The sequence below is a fragment of the Apibacter sp. ESL0432 genome, from assembly GCF_019469225.1.
Taxonomy (GTDB): domain Bacteria; phylum Bacteroidota; class Bacteroidia; order Flavobacteriales; family Weeksellaceae; genus Apibacter.
Genome location: NZ_CP048266.1, coordinates 1124687 through 1142494, shown reverse-complemented (window position 1 = coordinate 1142494; position 17808 = coordinate 1124687). Strand labels below are relative to the sequence as shown.

Sequence of the window (17808 nt, the reverse complement as noted above, 5' to 3'; positions counted from 1 at the left end):
AGGTTTTAAATAAACTATTTTTCTATATTAGCTAAAAGAAATTGTTCAACTTTTTTAGAAGCATGGTGATAGGAAGACTTCAAAGCCCCTACAGATGTTTCCAGAATTTCCGACATATCTTCATATTTTATATCGTCAAAATACTTCATATTAAATACAATTCGTTGTTTTTCGGGTAATTCGGCTATGGCTTGTTGCAATTTGAATTGAATTTCATCTCCATCAAAAAAATTATCATCTTTGAGTTGAGAAGACAACTGAATGACTAATTCATCGCTTCTTATATTTTTTTTCTGAGCAGCACTATTAATAAAATTCAGCGATTCATTAGTTGCTATTTTGTATATCCAGGTTTTAAGACTTGAATTTCTTTTAAATCCGGATAAATTTTGAAAAACTTTAATAAATACATTTTGAGTTATATCGTCTGCATCTGCATGAGTATAGACAATTTTACGTATATGCCAATATATGGGTTGACTATACCTTTTTACCAGCAGCCTGAATCCGTTGTTAACATCTTTTTCTAAAAGAAGTAAAAGTTCTGTTTCGTCCATTTTTATTTCTTATTATTTAGACAATAAGAAATTAGAAAAGTTTAATTTCAATTAATAATTTCATGCATTATAATAAAAATATTCTTTATTAAAGGAATGTTATTTCAAAAAATTAGAAATTATTTTTAAATATATAAAATAAATTATGGGATTAAACCAACGGCCTGTTATTTGATATAATAGTTTGATAACTATCAGCATATAATTTTGTTATCGCAATTACAACGATTACCGTTAAATACTAAAAAATGGAAGAAAAAGAAATTATACTAATAACCGGCGCTCACGGAGCGGTTGCCAACCAATTATCGACACTCTTAAAAAGTTACTCTCTACGTTATCTTACCAGAAAAAAAACCAAACCGAATGAATATGAATGGGATATTGAAAAGCAATATTTGGATACCAACGCTTTGGAGGGAGCTAAACATATTATTCATCTAGCCGGTGCAGGTATTGCCGATGAAAGATGGTCGGATGAAAGAAAAAAAGTTATTCTTTCCAGCCGTGTAGATTCGGCCAAACTTATTTTAAAAGCTCTAAAGGATAGGAATCAAAAAATACTCACCTTTATCAGTGGTTCGGCTTCCGGCTATTATGGCAATACCACTTCAGACAAGATATATAAAGAAACAGATTCTAAGGGTAATGATTTTTTAAGTGAGGTATGCTTTCAATGGGAATCAGCAGCTGATGAATTTTTATCAGAAGGTGTAGCTGACAGAGTAGTAAAAATAAGGACAGGTATATCTTTATCTAAAAATAAAAAAGGCGTTTTATATAAAATTAAAAAAATGGTAAACTATTATGTAGGCGCCTGTCTCGGTTCAGGAAAACAGTATATTCCATGGATTCATATTGATGATTTATGTTCAATTTATAAATATGTTTTGGTAAATGAAGGTTTACAAGGCACTTACAATGCGGTGGCTCCTTCCTACACAACTAACAAAGATTTAACCGTTGCTATTGCCCGAAAGTTAAATAAACCTCTTTTTTTACCTAATGTGCCCGGTTTTATACTGCGCTGGTTATTTGGTGAAGTTTCTACACTTTTATTGGAAGGCAGCAGAATTTCATCGGAGAAAATTCGCACATCCGGATTTACTTATAAGTATCCCGATTTAGATAGTGCTTTAGATTCTTTATTATAGTTTTATTATAATTTAAAGAATAATGTTTGTGGTAGAAAAAAGTTTAGACGAAGTCGCAATCTTTTCATACAAAAAGTTTGTGCTCAATTATAAATTTTTATAATTGAGCACAACACAAATTATTATTATTTATTTATTGTAAATAGTCTAAAGACTTTTTAATAGCAATTTCCAATCCTGATAAATCGCTTCCTCCCGCTGTGGCAAAAGAGGGTTGTCCTCCACCGCCGCCTTTTATTTCTTTAGATAAAGCTTTTATGATCGTTCCTGCATGTAAATTTTTAGCTTTGATTAAATCTTCAGAAATACCTATGGAAAGTGTAGGTTTTTGATCGGTATGAGTACCTATGATAATAAACAAATTGGAAATTTCATTCTTTAGTTGAAAAATTAAATCTTTTACCGAAGCATTACTTAAGTCGGTCTGTAATCCAAGGTAGTTTACTCCCTTCACTTGAGTAATTGAATTTTTCCAAAGTATTTTTTCATGATTTGCTTTTTCTTTGTTGAGTTGCTCAACTTGTTTTTTTAGTTGATCATTTTCCGAATATAATTTCTCAATGGATTTAATAGGATCATCCGGCTGTTTTAAAAAGCTTTTTAAACGATCATATTGACTGAATTGATCTTTAAGAAATGCTATTCCCGTTTCGCCGGTAATCGCTTCAATTCTTCGTACTCCTGCGGAACTGGAAGATTCACTCATAATTTTAAAAAATATGATTTCATGCGTATTTTTTACATGGGTTCCTCCACATAATTCAACCGAATTTCCAAATTTAATTACCCGTACTAAATCGCCATATTTTTCACCAAAAAGAGCCATAGCTCCCATATCAATAGCTTTTTTAAATGGGACTGCCCTATTTTCGTCTAATTCGATTCTTTCATATATTTTGGTGTTGACCAACATTTCAACTTTTTGTATTTCTTCCGGACTCATTTTGCTGAAATGGGAAAAGTCAAAACGTAAATAGTCCGGTCCTACATAAGAACCTTTTTGTTCAACATGTTTACCAAGTACTTCCCGCAATGCTTCATGTAAAAGATGGGTCGCCGAGTGGTTTTTGGTAATTGCCTCTCTTCTTTTGCTGTCTACCTTTGCATTAAATGGAAATTCAGGGTATTTCGGAAGTTCTTTTACTGTATGGATAATTAAATTATTTTCCTTTTTAGTATTTAGAATTTCAATTTTTTCATTTAAATTTTCAATATACCCTATATCCCCTACTTGTCCTCCACTTTCGGCATAAAACGGGGTAATTTGAAATACTAATTGATAAAATTCTCCTTCTTTATTTTCTACCTTACGATATCTTGTTATTTTAACATGAGTTTCCAAAAAATCATAACCTACAAATTCTTCTACATCATCTTCTTGTAAGATAACCCAATCATAATTTTTAAAAGTGGAAGCAGATTTGGAACGAGCTTTTTGCTTGCTCATTTCTTCATTAAAGCCATTTTCATCAATGGTTTTTCCATGATCCTCGGCAATTATTCTAGATAAATCTGAAGGAAAACCATAGGTATCGTATAATTCAAAAACAACATCTCCGGGAATGATTTCTAATTTAGGATTGTTTTCCATAAAATTAGCCAATCGTACCAATCCTTGATCCAGCGTTCTTAAAAATCCAATTTCTTCTTCTTTTATAATTTCTGATATAAGGCTTTCTTGTTTAGAAATTTCGGGAAAAAACTCTCCCATTTGAGTATTTAAAATCGGAACCAGCTTGTATAAAATAGGTTCTTTGATATGCAATACTCGGTATGCATAACCAATGGCTCGTCTTAAAATTCTTCGTATTACATATCCTGCTCCGGAATTAGAAGGTAACTGTCCGTCGGCTATAGAGAATGTGATGGCTCGTACGTGATCTGCCAAAACTCGCATGGCAATATCTACGTTAGTGTTTTCGCCGTATTTTAGTTCGGATATTTCTTCTATTTTTTTTATTAATGGAGTAAATACATCGGTATCGTAATTAGAAATTTTGCCTTGTAATACCATACAAAGCCTTTCAAATCCCATTCCCGTATCTACATTTTTTTTAGGAAGTTTTTCTAAACTGCCGTCCGCTTTACGGAGAAATTCCATAAAAACCAGGTTCCAAACTTCAATGACTTGCGGATGGTCATGATTAACTAAATCTTTACCATCGATTTTTTTTCTTTCTTCATCCGAACGGATATCAACATGTATTTCCGAACAAGGCCCACAAGGTCCTGTTTCTCCCATTTCCCAAAAGTTGTCTTTTTTGTTACCGAGAAGTATTCGATCTTCTGAAATATGTTCTTTCCAAAAGTTGTAGGCTTCCCTATCTTTTTCTAAGCCTTCTTCTGCATCTCCTTCAAATATGGTAACATAGAGCCTGTCTTTTGAAATTTGAAATACATCAGTTAACAATTCCCAAGCCCATTCAATAGCTTCTTTTTTAAAATAATCTCCAAAACTCCAGTTTCCAAGCATTTCAAACATGGTGTGATGATAGGTATCTTTACCTACATCATCCAAATCATTATGTTTTCCTGAAACCCGTAAACATTTTTGAGTGTCGGCCGTACGCTTATTTTTAGGTTCTTTATAGCCTAAAAAATAATCCTTAAACTGTGTCATTCCGGAATTGGAAAACATGAGTGTAGGATCATCTTTTAAAACAATCGGAGCAGACGGAACTATACTATGTTGTTTAGATTTAAAAAAATCCAGAAAAGTTTTTCGTATTTCTTTAGAAGTCATTTTTACTACTTGGTTTTTGGAGCTACAAAAATAAGAATTTTAAAATTTCGTTTAAAAAAATTAATTTATTTCTGCGTTTTGTTTAAAATTTATGATATCCTTTAAATCATTCATGGTGTATTGCATCCACTCGATTTGTTTTTTAATCTTTCCCTCTTTATCAAAATAGAACCATGAAGTGAATTTCATGGAATGTATTAATTTATCCTTATAATAATAGGGATTATATTGCCCACTAACTGCTACGATGCTATCATTCGAAACTATTTCTTTAATTGTTACGCTTTCGGGATAATCTTGATGTTTTTTAAAATTTTTGTCATTCCAACTGTTCTCATACATATCCAAAATTATATTTTTGCCTTCCAATAAAGATTGCGAAACGGCATCTACCCATTTAGGATTGTTATCCGTATAAAAGCCCATAAGTTGTTTAGCGTCTTCTCTTTGAGCATATATTTTATAAAATTCTTCTACATTTTTTATATTTTTCTTTTTCTCAATTGAAGTACACGATAGTAAGACGAGGCATAAAAGAAAATAAAAAACAATTTTTTTCATTATATAATTATGTTTAGTTGTCAAAAATAATACTATTAATTTATATTTATTTATCAATAAAACATTTGTTTTTAATAAAGTGAATTTCATTTATGATTAAAAGTGAAAAAAATTAACAAAATCAATATAATTTAACATTTTTTTAACTATCTCATTGAAACCCTTTATTTAAAATAAATATAGAAGTTTTCATATGTATGCTTACCATATGTGAAATGTATTTAAGAATATTTTAGATAATGAGATTGTAATTTTGCAGCACAAAAGAGTAAAACTAAAATATGAAGAAAGTAACTTTAGCATTGATGATTATTTTATTAGTGTCTTTATCATTTACATTTTTTCACAGTGAAGAATTGGTAAAAGCTCCTTCCCTTTCTCATGTATCCGGTGACACTATTAAAGTAAATTTCCAAAATGACAGTTTGACAAGTAACGTTTCCAAAGAAGAGGTAGATAGTAATGAAAAATCCACTCTTTCCGGGCGTGTTTCTTGGTATGGAGGAAAGTTTCACGGTCGATTGACTTCAAGCGGAGAAAGATATAACATGAATGATTTTACTGCTGCACATAAAACATTACCATTTGGGACGAAAGTTAAAATTATAAATCCAAAAAATGGTAAAGAAGTTATTGTACGAATTACTGATCGTGGACCATTTGTACCTAAAAGAGAATTTGATTTAAGTAAAGCTGCTTTTGCAGAATTAACAAGCTTAAATGCAGGAGTCATAAAAGTTAATTATGAAATATTGTAATTTCATTGCTTAAAAAAATTTTAATTATAAACTCCGGTTATTGTTAACCGGAGTTTTTTTGTTTATAAATAGGGAATCTTTCTTTTAATTATTTTAAAATGAAATGGAGTAAATAAATTGTATTTTAAAAGATATTTTATTTGATAAGATTTCAATTGATTTTCTTTATTTACGTACAAGTTATTAGGTAGTTAATTGTTTAAATTTGAATATCCAATACTTATAAAAATTTTTAATTGATATTCCTATATTCATTAGGAGTAATACCCAATTGATTTTTAAAAAATCGGGTAAAATGTTGAGGATATTTAAATCCAAGTTCATAAGCGATTTCAGAAATATTTTTATTCAGATCTAAAATTTTTTCTTTAGCTAAATAAATAACTTTTTCTTGGATATATTCTTGAGCTGATTTTCCGGTTTCTTTTTTTACTAAATCTCCAAAATAGTTGGATGATAAATTCAATTGTGAGGCGCAAAAAGCTACTGAAGGTAAACCCAAATTTTTTGAATTATCAGAAGAAAAATATTCATAAAGTAGTTTTTCAAATTTTTCTAAGATTCCTTTATTAATATCTTTTCTTGTATCGAATTGACGATCAAAAAAACGAGAACTGTAATTTAGTAGTAGTTCAATATTGGTCGTGATCAGTGTATTGCTGTGTTTATCAATAGGTTGTTCAATTTCATATTGAATATTCTTAAAACATTCTAAAACCATTTGTTTTTCTTTGTCGGATAGATGTAAAGCTTCGTTACTATCATAAGAAAAAAATGAGTATTTTTTTATGTCTTTACCTAATTGAGTTCCAAGTAATAGGTCGGGATGGAACAATAATCCCCATCCTTTAGGTGCAAAGGTGGTTACATTGGGCTCCACTTTCATAATCTGTCCGGGTGAAATAAAAACGAGAGAGCCTTCTTGGAAATCATACGTATTTCTTCCATATTTTAATTCACCGCATTTTAATTCTTTTAAAAATATGGCATATAAACCGTAATTGAATGTTTGAGCTGTTATCGGTTTAGTTTTTGATAAATCAAGTACGTTAACTAATGGATGAGTGGTTTCAACTCCTCGCATGGTATTATAGGTTTTAACACTATCTATAGAAATAATTTTTTCCATTTTAGATGATCATTAGATTCATTCAAATTTACATAAATCATGTTTTTACTCGTATAAGAAATTAATAATCAGTAAAATTGATAACAATTTCAGTAAATTATATAAAATTAAAGCTATCTTATAAAAGTATCTTTGTTGATATAAATTTACTATTAAATATTTTTAAATGAAAACAAGAATATTAGGAAAAAATGGACTTGAGGTTTCCGAATTAGGTTTGGGTTGTATGGGATTAAGTTTTGGTTTAGGTCCGTCCACTGAAAAAAAAGAAGCAATAAAAGTAATACAAACTGCTTACGATTCCGGAATAACTTTTTTTGATACAGCTGAAGTGTATGGCCCCTTTACGAATGAAGAACTATTAGGAGAAGCGGTAAAAGAATTTAGAAGTAAAATAAAAATAGCCTCCAAATTTGGATTTAAAGATGGAAATTCTGCCAATCCTCCCGACAGTAGACCCGAAAGTATCAGAAAAGCTTTGGAAGGCTCACTTAAAAGATTAAAAACCGATTATATTGATTTGTATTATCAACACCGAGTTGATAAAAATGTACCGATTGAAGAGGTGGCAGGAACAATAAAAGATTTAATGAAAGAAGGCAAAATTAAACATTGGGGATTATCGGAAGCAGGTCCTCAAACGATAAGAAAAGCTCATGCCGTTCAACCGGTTACTGCTCTGCAAAGTGAGTATTCCTTATTTTACAGAGATCCTGAAAAAGAGATTATTCCTACACTGGAAGAATTAGGGATAGGATTTGTTACATTTAGTCCACTTGGCAAAGGTTTCTTAACCGGAACCATTAATGAAAATACCCGGTTTGACAAAAATGATTTTAGGAATATAGTTCCTCGTTTATCGGCTGAAAACAGGAAAAAAAATTTTGTATTAATTGATTTTATAAAATCTATCGGTACAGAACTTAATGCAACACCTGCCCAAGTTGCTATTGCTTGGTTATTAGCTCAAAAGCCGTGGATTGTTCCAATACCGGGTACTACTAAATTAAATCGTTTGAAAGAAAACATAGAAGCTACTTCTCTAAAATTAAGTCCTGAAGTTTTAAATCGGATCAATGAAGGATTGTCTAAAATTAATATTGTTGGAGATCGATATCCGGAAAATCTTAATAAAATGATTGATAAGAATTAAAAGAATTATAGTTGGATAGGGTTTTTAATGAGTTAAGATTGCTAAACAATTTTATATGAGTTAATAAACGCCGAAAATCAATCAATTATATTATTTTTTTTTTGCTTATTTGTGACAACCGTTGATTGTCATATAATTTAAGTAAATGTAACTTTATATAAGGGACTGATATAAATTATATATCAGTCCCATTTTTATATTGTTTACCAATATGTAGAAGCAAATGCATAAATAAGAATTTTTTTAATCAAATGAATCGATGATAAAAACGATTATTGATAGCCGGCAAAATTTTAAATAAATAGGATTACTAAACTAATTCGCCATAAAGGTCAAAATCTTCTGCACGATTAATTTTAACAGATACAAAACTTCCTACGGATAAATATACATCATGGGCTGAAATTAAAACTTCATTGTCCACATCCGGTGAATCGTATTCTGTACGGGCAATATAATAATCTCCTTCTTTTCTATCTATAATACACTTATAGGTTTTACCGATCTTTTCTTGATTTAATTCCCACGAAATTTGAGATTGAATTTCCATAATTTCGTTTACTCGATTCATTTTTTCTTCTTCAGAAAGAGAATCTTCTAATGAATAAGCGGACGTGTTTTCCTCATGGGAATAAGAGAAACAACCTAAACGATCAAATCGTTGTTCTATAACCCAATTTTTTAATTCTTCAAAATGTTCTTGAGTTTCTCCCGGATAGCCTACAATTAAGGTTGTCCTAATTGCCATGTCGGGAACTTTCGAACGGAAATCAGTCAACAATCGGTTGGTTTTTTCTTTGGTAGTTCCTCTTTTCATGGATTTTAATATATCGCTTGAAATATGTTGGAGAGGAATATCAATATAATTGCAAATTTTAGGTTCATTTTTCATAAGTTCCAGAACGTCCATAGGAAATCCTGTAGGGAAAGCATAATGCAGACGAATCCACTCAATACCTTCCACTTTAATAAGCTCTTTTAATAAATCTGCGAGAGCTCTTTTTTTGTATAAGTCTAAACCGTAATAGGTTAAATCTTGAGCAATTAAAATTAATTCTTTGGTTCCACCTCGAGCCAACGATTGAGCTTCTTTTACCAGTTCTTCAATGGGAGTTGAAATATGCTTTCCACGGATTAAAGGAATTGCACAAAAACTACATGGTCGATCGCAACCTTCCGAAATTTTTAAATAGGCATAATGTCTAGGAGTGGTAATTAATTTTTCTCCTACCAATTCATGTTTATAATCAGCACCTAAAGCTTTTAGTAATAATGGCAATTCACGAGTACCGAAATATTGATCGACATTAGGAATTTCTTTTTCTAAATCGGGTTTATATCTTTCCGAAAGGCATCCGGTAACAAATATTTTTTCAATAGTTCCTTCTTCTTTTTGTTTGACACATTCTAAGATTGTATTAATACTTTCTTCTTTGGCATTATCTATAAATCCGCATGTATTAATTACTACAATGTCTCCATTTTGTTCATGAACAACCTCTTTGTTATTGGCTTTTAATTGATTGATGAGAACTTCAGAATCGTAAATATTTTTAGAACAGCCTAAAGTTATAACGTTAATTTTTTTTTTCCCAACAGATTTTGTTCGCATTCGCTGTTATTTTTAATAAGGCAAATTTATTTATATTTTTATGAAATGTACAGGATTGATTACAATCAAATAGTTTTTTGATCAATTTAATTCTAAAATTTGTTTAACCCATGTTTTAACATGGTATTTATTAAGTATATGATCCGGAACTATCTCGTATTTTGAATATAAAAATTCATCCGGTATTTCAATATTTTCAGGGTCTATAATTAAAATGTTCGCAGGATTATAAAAATCGTAATTGATAATGTCTTTATTGGTAGTTATCAATTTTTTATGATTTCCTAAAGCTTCAAATACACGAAATGTCAAGCCTATTTGTTCAGGCCTTTGTATGTCAACCATAAGATTAGATCTTTTAATTTTTTCAAGGACTTTATCTCTGGAGACCATTTTATTTAAATATTTAATCTTGGTTTTGAATTTTTGAGTGTAAAAATTAAAATGGTTACGATTTACAACCAGAAATTCATAGGGATAATTTTTATTTTCTAAAATTTTTGCAATTTTTTCTAATATGGGAGTTCTATTATCTAATGATGAAATATTGAAAGCTATTTTTTGCTCATGAAGATTTCTATCTTCCATTTGCTCATAAATATAATTGGGTATAAATTTTAAATTATATTTTTCAGCATCATTTCTATCATAACTGTAAATTTTATCAAAATATTTAAAAGTATCTGTAATAGAAGGCATACGCTGAATACCATCGTAATGGTAGGCAATCATTTCATTACTTGTATGTTTACAAAATTTTAAAGTTTCAGGAGATAACCATTCTGCATGAATAATAACGATCTTATCAAATTTATCGTTTTTAGATAAAGCATTTTTAATTAATTTTTCCAGATGGGTTCTTTTGATATTAGTATTAAAAAATGATTTATTAATTAAATTTTTTAATCGAACCCATAAATTGGGATACCTATATCTGTTTGCATAAATATCAATATGAATTGCTTCTATATCTAGTTCTTTCATTGCAGAGATAATATATTTATCATATCTATAATAATCTAAAGATATTAAAGCGATTTTCATAATTTACTGTTATTATATAACCGTTGTTAGTTATTAAAATATAGCAAATTTAACTGTATGTACTAAATTATTATATTATAATCATCAATTTTCACTAATTTTTAACTTATTATCTTATTTTTTTTACTTCCTTCATAAATATCGTATTGAAAAAAACGACATTCCAATTTCCCGTTATAAATTTTAATTTTTCTTGAGGGACGTAAGCCGATTTTTTTATAGGCTTCCAAATCTGAAGTAATGAACCAAGCTAATGTGTTCTTATAATTATTTTTTAATGTATCGCCGATATTTTTGTAAAAATGATCTGTAGTAATGGATAGTCTTTCATCGTAAGGAGGATTAAAAACAACTAATAAGGGAAATAGTTCTTTTTGTGAAGTAAAAAAATCTTTATTTTTTAATTCTATAAATTCTGACAAATCTGCTGCTTCAATATTATTCTTTGCAGAAACTAAGGCTTTATCAGAAATATCATATCCGACTATTTTACCTGAAAAATCTTTAATCCTGTTAATTCGAGTATCTTTTATTTTGTTAAATAACTCCAAATCGAAATTTTTCCAATTCATAAACCCAAATTGTTTCCGATGTAATTGCGGAGGCATATTTAAAGCGATCATGGCGGCTTCTACTAACAAAGTGCCCGAACCGCACATCGGGTCAAGAAAATTTCCTTTCCCGTCCCATCCTGCTAAGTTCAATAATCCGGCAGCTAATACTTCATTTATGGGAGCTTCAAAATGAGATTTTCTGTAACCTCTTTTAAAGAGTGGATCTCCACTGCTGTCTAGAGATATAGTAACTTCTTGGTTACTGATATGTAAATGAAATTTTATATCCGGATTGAATCTTTCAATATCGGGTCTTTTGCCAAATTTTTTTCTGAAACGATCAACGATTCCATCTTTCATTTTTAACATAATGTATTGGGAATGTTTAAAATAATCGGAATATACCGTTGCATCAATTGCAAAAGATTGCGAATTGAAAAAATAATTTTCCCAAGGAATTTTATTTATTTCCTTTTCAAAAATAGTTTCATTTTTAGCTTTAAAATGGTGTATGGGCACCAAAATTTTCAGGGCTGTTCTTAACGAATAATTCGCTTTGTATAAAAATCCTAAATCACCAAGGAATTCAACCGCTCTGTTTTTTTTAACAATTTGAGAAGCACCTAATTGTTTTAGTTCTTGTACAAGCACATCTTCTAAACCATAAAAGGTTTTGGCTTGCATCGTAAAGGAATCGTTATTAGCAAACATTATAATATTTCAATTAAAATGAAGTTAAATGTGTTAATAGGAATATATTAAATTTTATTTAAAATATTTTTTTATTAGATCTTATGGGTTCTTTAAATATTTTTCAAATATAGGATTACTTTTTTTAGAAATTGGTAATTGAGTACAATTATTAGTTGAACCGAAATAATTATTCAATCAATAGTTATTGATTTCAGATAAATTATAAAAAACATTCGCATATACTAATGAAGTTTATAGAAAAAAATAAAGCCCTGTAATACAGGGCTTTTTAACTAATAGTTTACTAATTATCTATTTTTATTTTGTAACCAATCGATAGAAAAGTTACATTTTTTATATTCATCTTGAACTGTTATAAAGGTTGAAGGAATTTGCGCTTCTACCCATTTTTCAATTACTTCATTTTCTTTAGTTTTCTGAGCAAAGCCTTTGATTCTGTTATAGTCAATTTCTAAATTCATTTTGTGAGCCGGAATAACATCGGTTATTTTCAATAGTTTTACTACCGTTCGGTTATTTTCTTTATCTTCAAATACTTCGGATAAATCTCCTTTTCCAAGTCCTGAAAGGTTATAAAGCACTTTGGTAGGTAGTTTTATTTTTTCAAATCTGTTATCACCGGTTTGAGAATTTGATAATAAACCGCCATTGTATTTAGTATATTTATCGTCAGAATATTTTAAAGCAGCTTGATTGAACGTTATTTTTTCTGATTTAATATCTTCCCTGATATCTTCCAGTTTTTTTATGGCTGTTTTAATTTCTTCTTGATTAGGAACAGACATTAATAATATATGTCTTAAATCAATCACTTGTCCTTTCTTTTTTTCAAGATAAACAATATGGAATCCATATTCAGTTTCAAATGGTTCGGATATTTGTCCTTCTTCCAATCCAAAAGCAACGGCATCGAACTCTTTTACCATTTGTTCTCTTCTAACATTTAAAATTTGTCCACCATTAGCAGCTGAACCCGGATCTTGTGAATATTTTTTAGCCATGTCAGCAAAACTGGCTCCTTCTTCAATTTGTTTTTTTATAGATTTTAATTGATCAATCAATTCTTGTTTATGACTTTCTGTTAATTTAGGATACATATAGATTTGCCCATATTCGATTTCTTCATTTAAAGTAGGAAATTCTGATTCATGAGCTTTGTAAAAATCTTTTAAATATTCTGGAGAAACGTCTACATTTTTGGTTATGTCAGCCATTTTCCTTTGAGTATACATTTGATTTTTAATCATTGTTTCGAGTAAACTTCTTAGCTCACCCATAGTTTTAAATTTGAAATTGGTTAGAATATTAACATCTGAACCAAAATAATTTCTATATCCTTCGATACGTGATTCAGCCTCTCTAGCTACTTCATCTTTATTAACAGTTATAAGAGTATCTTGTTTTGCTTTATATAAAATAATTTTTTCTTTCATCATATTTTCTATAAAGCTGCATCTATCAGTTACGGTTTGTCCTTCAGATCGAGCGTAATTTTCACCTTCTTTAACATCAGTTTCTGTAATAATTTCATTTCCCACGACAGCTACAATTCCATCAATTTTTGTTTCTTGTGCAAAAATGAAGGTAGCCATAAAAAAGGTTACAACTATAAATAATCTATTCATTTTAATTTTTATATTCTGCAAATTTAAAATTCTTTTATGAGTAATTAGTGTTTATATTAGTTTTTAACGTTATCATTTATAAATATCTTTTAATCTTTTTACTTGATTTGAATCCATTGTGACAACAGCTTTCTCTTTTAATAATTTAATTGTTTGTGACGTTTTATAATCAATGAATTCATTTAAACAATATTTTTGAAGATCATCTAAACTCATTTTATCATTTTTAATTATTTTTTTAATATTTATTATTAATCTTCTATTTTTACTGTCAACGACATATAATCCTTTGGTTAATTTTTTATTTACAGGCAAATTAAGAGATTCTCGAGTCTTTTTACCTTCTTCGATTATTAATTCTTCACGTTTATCTTCAAATTGATTTTTTATAAAGTTTACTGACTTTTTATTTTTTAACCAGTTAAGGACTTTAGTTTCTATATCAGAATTGAGACAATAATAAAAAGTACCTTCAATTCTTTCCTTCCAGGTCAATCGAGCAGCTTGATCATGTAAAAATTTTTTTTGACCGATTTTATCGTTTTGAGCTTTGTAAGCAATAAAATTAAGTGCATATTTAATAAGAAGTTGATCTTTAATATTCTCATAATTTTTTTTAGCTTTGTTGAATTCGAAAAAGTGTGTCGTGTAAAATTCCAAAATATTCTCTTTCCCCCATTTATTTAAATAATCAAAAATTAATTGATTTCTTTCAAAATAATTTTCAGAATTTAAATATTTTTTAAGATTTACCAGTATATCATTTAAGGTAAGTGTATAGGAATCTCCAATAGTAATAATTGTCTCATTATTTGGAATAGTAAAATCAGAAAATTGATTATAAGTTTGAGGTAAAGAAGAAATAAAATTACTTAGATGGATAAAATTTTCTTTATAAAAAGGTTGTTTTTTTAATTTCAAAACTAATAAATCGTTTAATCGGTTGATTTCTTCTGATTTTTTTAAGCTGTTGTATATTTTATTTCTAACGATTAAATATGAATCATAATTATCATTAAAATAATATTCACAAATAACATAACCATCTTCTAATTTAATGGGTTGAGAATAATCTGAGATATTATTAGATTCGGATTTAATTTGATTCACCACGTATGTATATACTTCCTCATTAGAAAGAATGTTATTTTTATTTAAAACATTATAATTTTTATAGATTTCATCTTTAATTTTAGAAAAGCTTTCTCCTTGTTTAAGTTTTTTATAAACTTTATCAATCTCAATTTTACCTAATCGAGAAGTATCCGGAATATATATTTGGCCTAAAGATACTTCACCTAAGTATTTTCTTTCATTGGAAACCAAAATAAGATATATATTATCATTTTCATCTACAAATGTAGTTACCTGATTAAGCGGTGCATTATATATAGCATCCACCATTTTTTTATTTAAAGCGAATATATTTAAATAAGAAGGTTTTTTAAAATCCGAAAGCATTGAATATTTTGATACGGCTTTTTCAAAGCGTAAGGGATCATTACCGATGCTATCTATAATTGAATTTATAAATTTGCCTTTATCAGTTTCATTTTTGTTGGTTAAAAATTCATTTTTAAAAAACAACAATTGAAATTTTTTTTCAACCAGAATTTTTTTATAATAATCGCGCAGTAACGGTTCAAGAAATTCAGAAGGATAAAATAAGCTGTTTTTTAATTGTTCAGCTCCTTTGGCTAATTCTGTCTGAAAACCTATAGAATTTTCTATGTTGTTTGCAAGTGCATATTGTTTAAGAAGGTTAAAGTCAATATAATTGTCTATGGTCTTGTCCGTTCCAAGCAGTTCTAAACTTTTTCTATAATTATTTTCAAAATTATTGGTATAAATATTTTCATTATTTATGGTCATTAAAACCGATTGTGAAAATACAATACAGGTAAAAAAATATAAACAAACACTTATGGATTTTTTCACTTTTACTTATTTTATATGATACAAAAATATATAAAGAATTAGTACTCTGAAAATATTTTTAACTCTTTAAATAATGGAATATTTTGATTGTAATTACTTTACAGCTTTATACTATATATAAGATAGGTTAAAAGGTTAGATTTTCAAGATATTCATACACTATATGCGTTGGTAATCCCATAATAGTAAAAAATGAACCGTTTATTTTATCGATTTTAGCCAGTCCTATCCAGTCTTGAATACCATAAGAACCCGATTTATCATAGGGTTTGAAATGAGATAGGTAAAATTCAATTTCTTTTTCATTCATAGGTAAAAAATGAACTTCTGTACAATCCGTAAAAACCTTAAAATCATTTTTGGTTGAAAATCCTACAGAAGTATACACTTTATGTGAATTTCCTGATAATTCAAACAACATTTTTTTTGCTTGTTCGAAATTTTCAGGTTTTTCCAATGCATGATCTTTCATCCAGACAATGGTATCCGCTGTGATCACAACCGTTTGATCAGCTACTTCTCCATAGTGTTTCGATTTCTGCTCTGCTAAATATTCGGTAATTTGATTTTCTTTTAATAAGGGAGAATAACTTTCATCTATATTTAAATTTAGGGTCTCAAATTTGTAATTTAAACTTTTTAAAAGTTCTTGTCTTCGTGGAGATTGAGAAGCTAAAATAATTTTAAATGTATTCATATAGTTGTAATTCGATAATCAATAAGTTAAAAAATAAAAGACTATCTTATGAATAGATAGTCTTTTATTTTAAAATTATATTTTGCATCCATTATATATTTATTTAAATAGAATAAGAATTCACACTATTTAAACAGAACTATATAACTAAACAATATTATAAATCGATTGCTTCTCCATATGCCGCCTCTGTTGCACCTTTAAATGCTTCTGAAATAGTCGGATGTGGATGCACAGTGGTTAAAATTTCATGTGAAGTAGCTTCTAATCTTCTCACAGCTACAGCTTCCGCAATCATATCAGTAACTCCGTTACCAACCATATGACAACCTAATAACTCACCGTATTTTGCATCATAAATAACTTTTATAAAACCATCAGTGTCACCGTTAGCAGTTGCTTTACCGGATGCTACAAAAGGAAATTTACCCACTTTAATATCATAACCTGCTTCTTTGGCTTTTTTCTCTGTCATTCCCACAGAAGCGATTTCAGGAGAACAATAAGTACATCCCGGAATGTTTCCATAATCAATAGGTTCAACATTCATACCTTTAATTTTTTCAACACAAAGAATTCCTTCTGCAGAAGCTACGTGGGCTAAAGCAGGGCCGGGAATAACATCACCAATGGCATAATAGCCCGAAATGTTTGTATTGTAAAAACTGTCAACAAGGATTCTTCCTTTATCTGTAGATATTCCTACCTCTTCTAATCCTATATTTTCGATATTTGCGGTAATACCTACTGCAGATAAAATAATATCTGCTTCTAAAGTTATTTCTCCGTTCGCTGTTTTAACAAAAGCTTTAACTCCGTCTCCCTGAGTTTCAACTCTTTCAACTGACGAATTAACCATAACTTCTATACCATGTTTTTTAATAGATTTTTCAACATGTTTGGAAACTTCTTCATCTTCAACAGGGACAATATTAGGTAAAAATTCAACTACGGTTACTTTAGCTCCCATGGTTGCATAGAAATATGCAAATTCAATACCTATAGCTCCTGAACCAACTACAATCATAGATTTAGGCATAGTTGGAAGAGTAAGGGCTTCTCTATAACCGATTATTTTTTTACCATCTTGAGGTAAATTAGGTAATACTCTTGATCTTGCACCGGTAGCAATAATAATGTGAGATGCTGAATATTCTGTTACTTTACCATCTTTATCAGTAACCTCTATTTTTTTTCCGGGCTTAACTTTGGCATTTCCGTTAATTACATCAATTTTATTTTTTTTCATAAGGAAGCCAACCCCTTTATTCATTTTATCGGCTACTCCCCTACTGCGTTTAATAACATTAGAAAAATCAAAAGATGATTCGGTTTTATTCAATCCAAATTCTTCAGCATGATTTATTTCTTCATATACGTGAGCACTTTTAATAAGAGCTTTAGTTGGTATACATCCCCAGTTTAAACAAATTCCTCCTAGATTTTCTCGCTCTACTACAGCTGTTTTAAAACCTAATTGAGCGGCTCTAATAGCAGCAACATATCCACCGGGCCCGCTACCTATAACTATAATATCATAATTCATGGTACAGATTATTTTGTTGACAA

14 protein-coding genes are annotated in these 17808 nt (G+C 29.2%); 3 read left to right on the top strand and 11 right to left on the bottom strand.

What is annotated here, in order from left to right:
* Positions 1 to 14 precede the first annotated feature (14 nt).
* Positions 15 to 557 carry an RNA polymerase sigma factor gene (locus tag GYM73_RS04805; protein WP_160556641.1) on the bottom strand — a complete coding sequence of 181 codons (543 nt, stop codon included), beginning with the start codon at positions 555 to 557 and terminating at the stop codon, positions 15 to 17.
* Positions 558 to 805: 248 nt separating this feature from the next.
* Here GYM73_RS04805 and GYM73_RS04800 point away from each other — a divergent pair, with 248 nt between their 5' ends.
* Complete coding sequence (locus GYM73_RS04800) at positions 806 to 1711, top strand: TIGR01777 family oxidoreductase (RefSeq protein ID WP_220234316.1); 906 nt, start codon at positions 806 to 808, stop codon at positions 1709 to 1711.
* Positions 1712 to 1844: 133 nt separating this feature from the next.
* On the opposite strand, the gene alaS is transcribed toward GYM73_RS04800, so the two are convergent.
* Both alaS and GYM73_RS04790 read right to left on the bottom strand, forming a co-directional pair.
* On the bottom strand, positions 1845 to 4454 hold the full coding sequence (gene alaS, locus GYM73_RS04795) for an alanine--tRNA ligase (RefSeq protein WP_220234315.1): 2610 nt from the start codon (positions 4452 to 4454) through the stop codon (positions 1845 to 1847).
* Between the two features lie 60 nt (positions 4455 to 4514).
* Entirely contained in the window at positions 4515 to 5015 is a 501-nt protein-coding gene (locus tag GYM73_RS04790; protein ID WP_220234314.1) for a hypothetical protein, read from the bottom strand.
* Between the two features lie 281 nt (positions 5016 to 5296).
* Here GYM73_RS04790 and GYM73_RS04785 point away from each other — a divergent pair, with 281 nt between their 5' ends.
* Positions 5297 to 5773: a septal ring lytic transglycosylase RlpA family protein gene (locus GYM73_RS04785; RefSeq protein ID WP_220234313.1), complete on the top strand. Its 477-nt coding sequence runs from the start codon at positions 5297 to 5299 to the stop codon at positions 5771 to 5773.
* Positions 5774 to 6005: 232 nt separating this feature from the next.
* On the opposite strand, the gene GYM73_RS04780 is transcribed toward GYM73_RS04785, so the two are convergent.
* A complete protein-coding gene (locus GYM73_RS04780) occupies positions 6006 to 6902 on the bottom strand; it encodes an AraC family transcriptional regulator (RefSeq protein ID WP_220234312.1) in 897 nt (298 codons plus the stop codon).
* 166 nt (positions 6903 to 7068) lie between these two features.
* Here GYM73_RS04780 and GYM73_RS04775 point away from each other — a divergent pair, with 166 nt between their 5' ends.
* The gene (locus GYM73_RS04775; RefSeq protein ID WP_220234311.1) at positions 7069 to 8055 is read left to right on the top strand and encodes an aldo/keto reductase; all 987 of its coding nucleotides are present in this window, start codon (positions 7069 to 7071) and stop codon (positions 8053 to 8055) included.
* A gap of 310 nt (positions 8056 to 8365) precedes the next feature.
* On the opposite strand, the gene rimO is transcribed toward GYM73_RS04775, so the two are convergent.
* The 7 genes from rimO to lpdA all read right to left on the bottom strand — a co-directional run bounded on the left by rimO (position 8366) and on the right by lpdA (position 17785).
* Positions 8366 to 9667 carry a 30S ribosomal protein S12 methylthiotransferase RimO gene (gene rimO, locus GYM73_RS04770; protein ID WP_166003718.1) on the bottom strand — a complete coding sequence of 434 codons (1302 nt, stop codon included), beginning with the start codon at positions 9665 to 9667 and terminating at the stop codon, positions 8366 to 8368.
* A gap of 81 nt (positions 9668 to 9748) precedes the next feature.
* Complete coding sequence (locus GYM73_RS04765) at positions 9749 to 10711, bottom strand: hypothetical protein (protein WP_220234310.1); 963 nt, start codon at positions 10709 to 10711, stop codon at positions 9749 to 9751.
* Between the two features lie 101 nt (positions 10712 to 10812).
* Positions 10813 to 11976 (bottom strand): class I SAM-dependent RNA methyltransferase, encoded by a 1164-nt coding sequence (locus GYM73_RS04760; protein ID WP_220234309.1) that lies wholly within the window; start codon positions 11974 to 11976, stop codon positions 10813 to 10815.
* 290 nt (positions 11977 to 12266) lie between these two features.
* Positions 12267 to 13604: a peptidylprolyl isomerase gene (locus GYM73_RS04755; protein ID WP_160542115.1), complete on the bottom strand. Its 1338-nt coding sequence runs from the start codon at positions 13602 to 13604 to the stop codon at positions 12267 to 12269.
* Between the two features lie 72 nt (positions 13605 to 13676).
* The gene (locus tag GYM73_RS04750; protein ID WP_220234308.1) at positions 13677 to 15542 is read right to left on the bottom strand and encodes a hypothetical protein; all 1866 of its coding nucleotides are present in this window, start codon (positions 15540 to 15542) and stop codon (positions 13677 to 13679) included.
* Between the two features lie 127 nt (positions 15543 to 15669).
* A complete protein-coding gene (locus GYM73_RS04745; RefSeq protein ID WP_220234307.1) occupies positions 15670 to 16239 on the bottom strand; it encodes a Maf family nucleotide pyrophosphatase in 570 nt (189 codons plus the stop codon).
* A 157-nt stretch (positions 16240 to 16396) separates the two neighbouring features.
* The gene (gene lpdA / locus GYM73_RS04740; protein ID WP_220234306.1) at positions 16397 to 17785 is read right to left on the bottom strand and encodes a dihydrolipoyl dehydrogenase; all 1389 of its coding nucleotides are present in this window, start codon (positions 17783 to 17785) and stop codon (positions 16397 to 16399) included.
* Between the last annotated feature and the right edge of the window lie 23 nt (positions 17786 to 17808).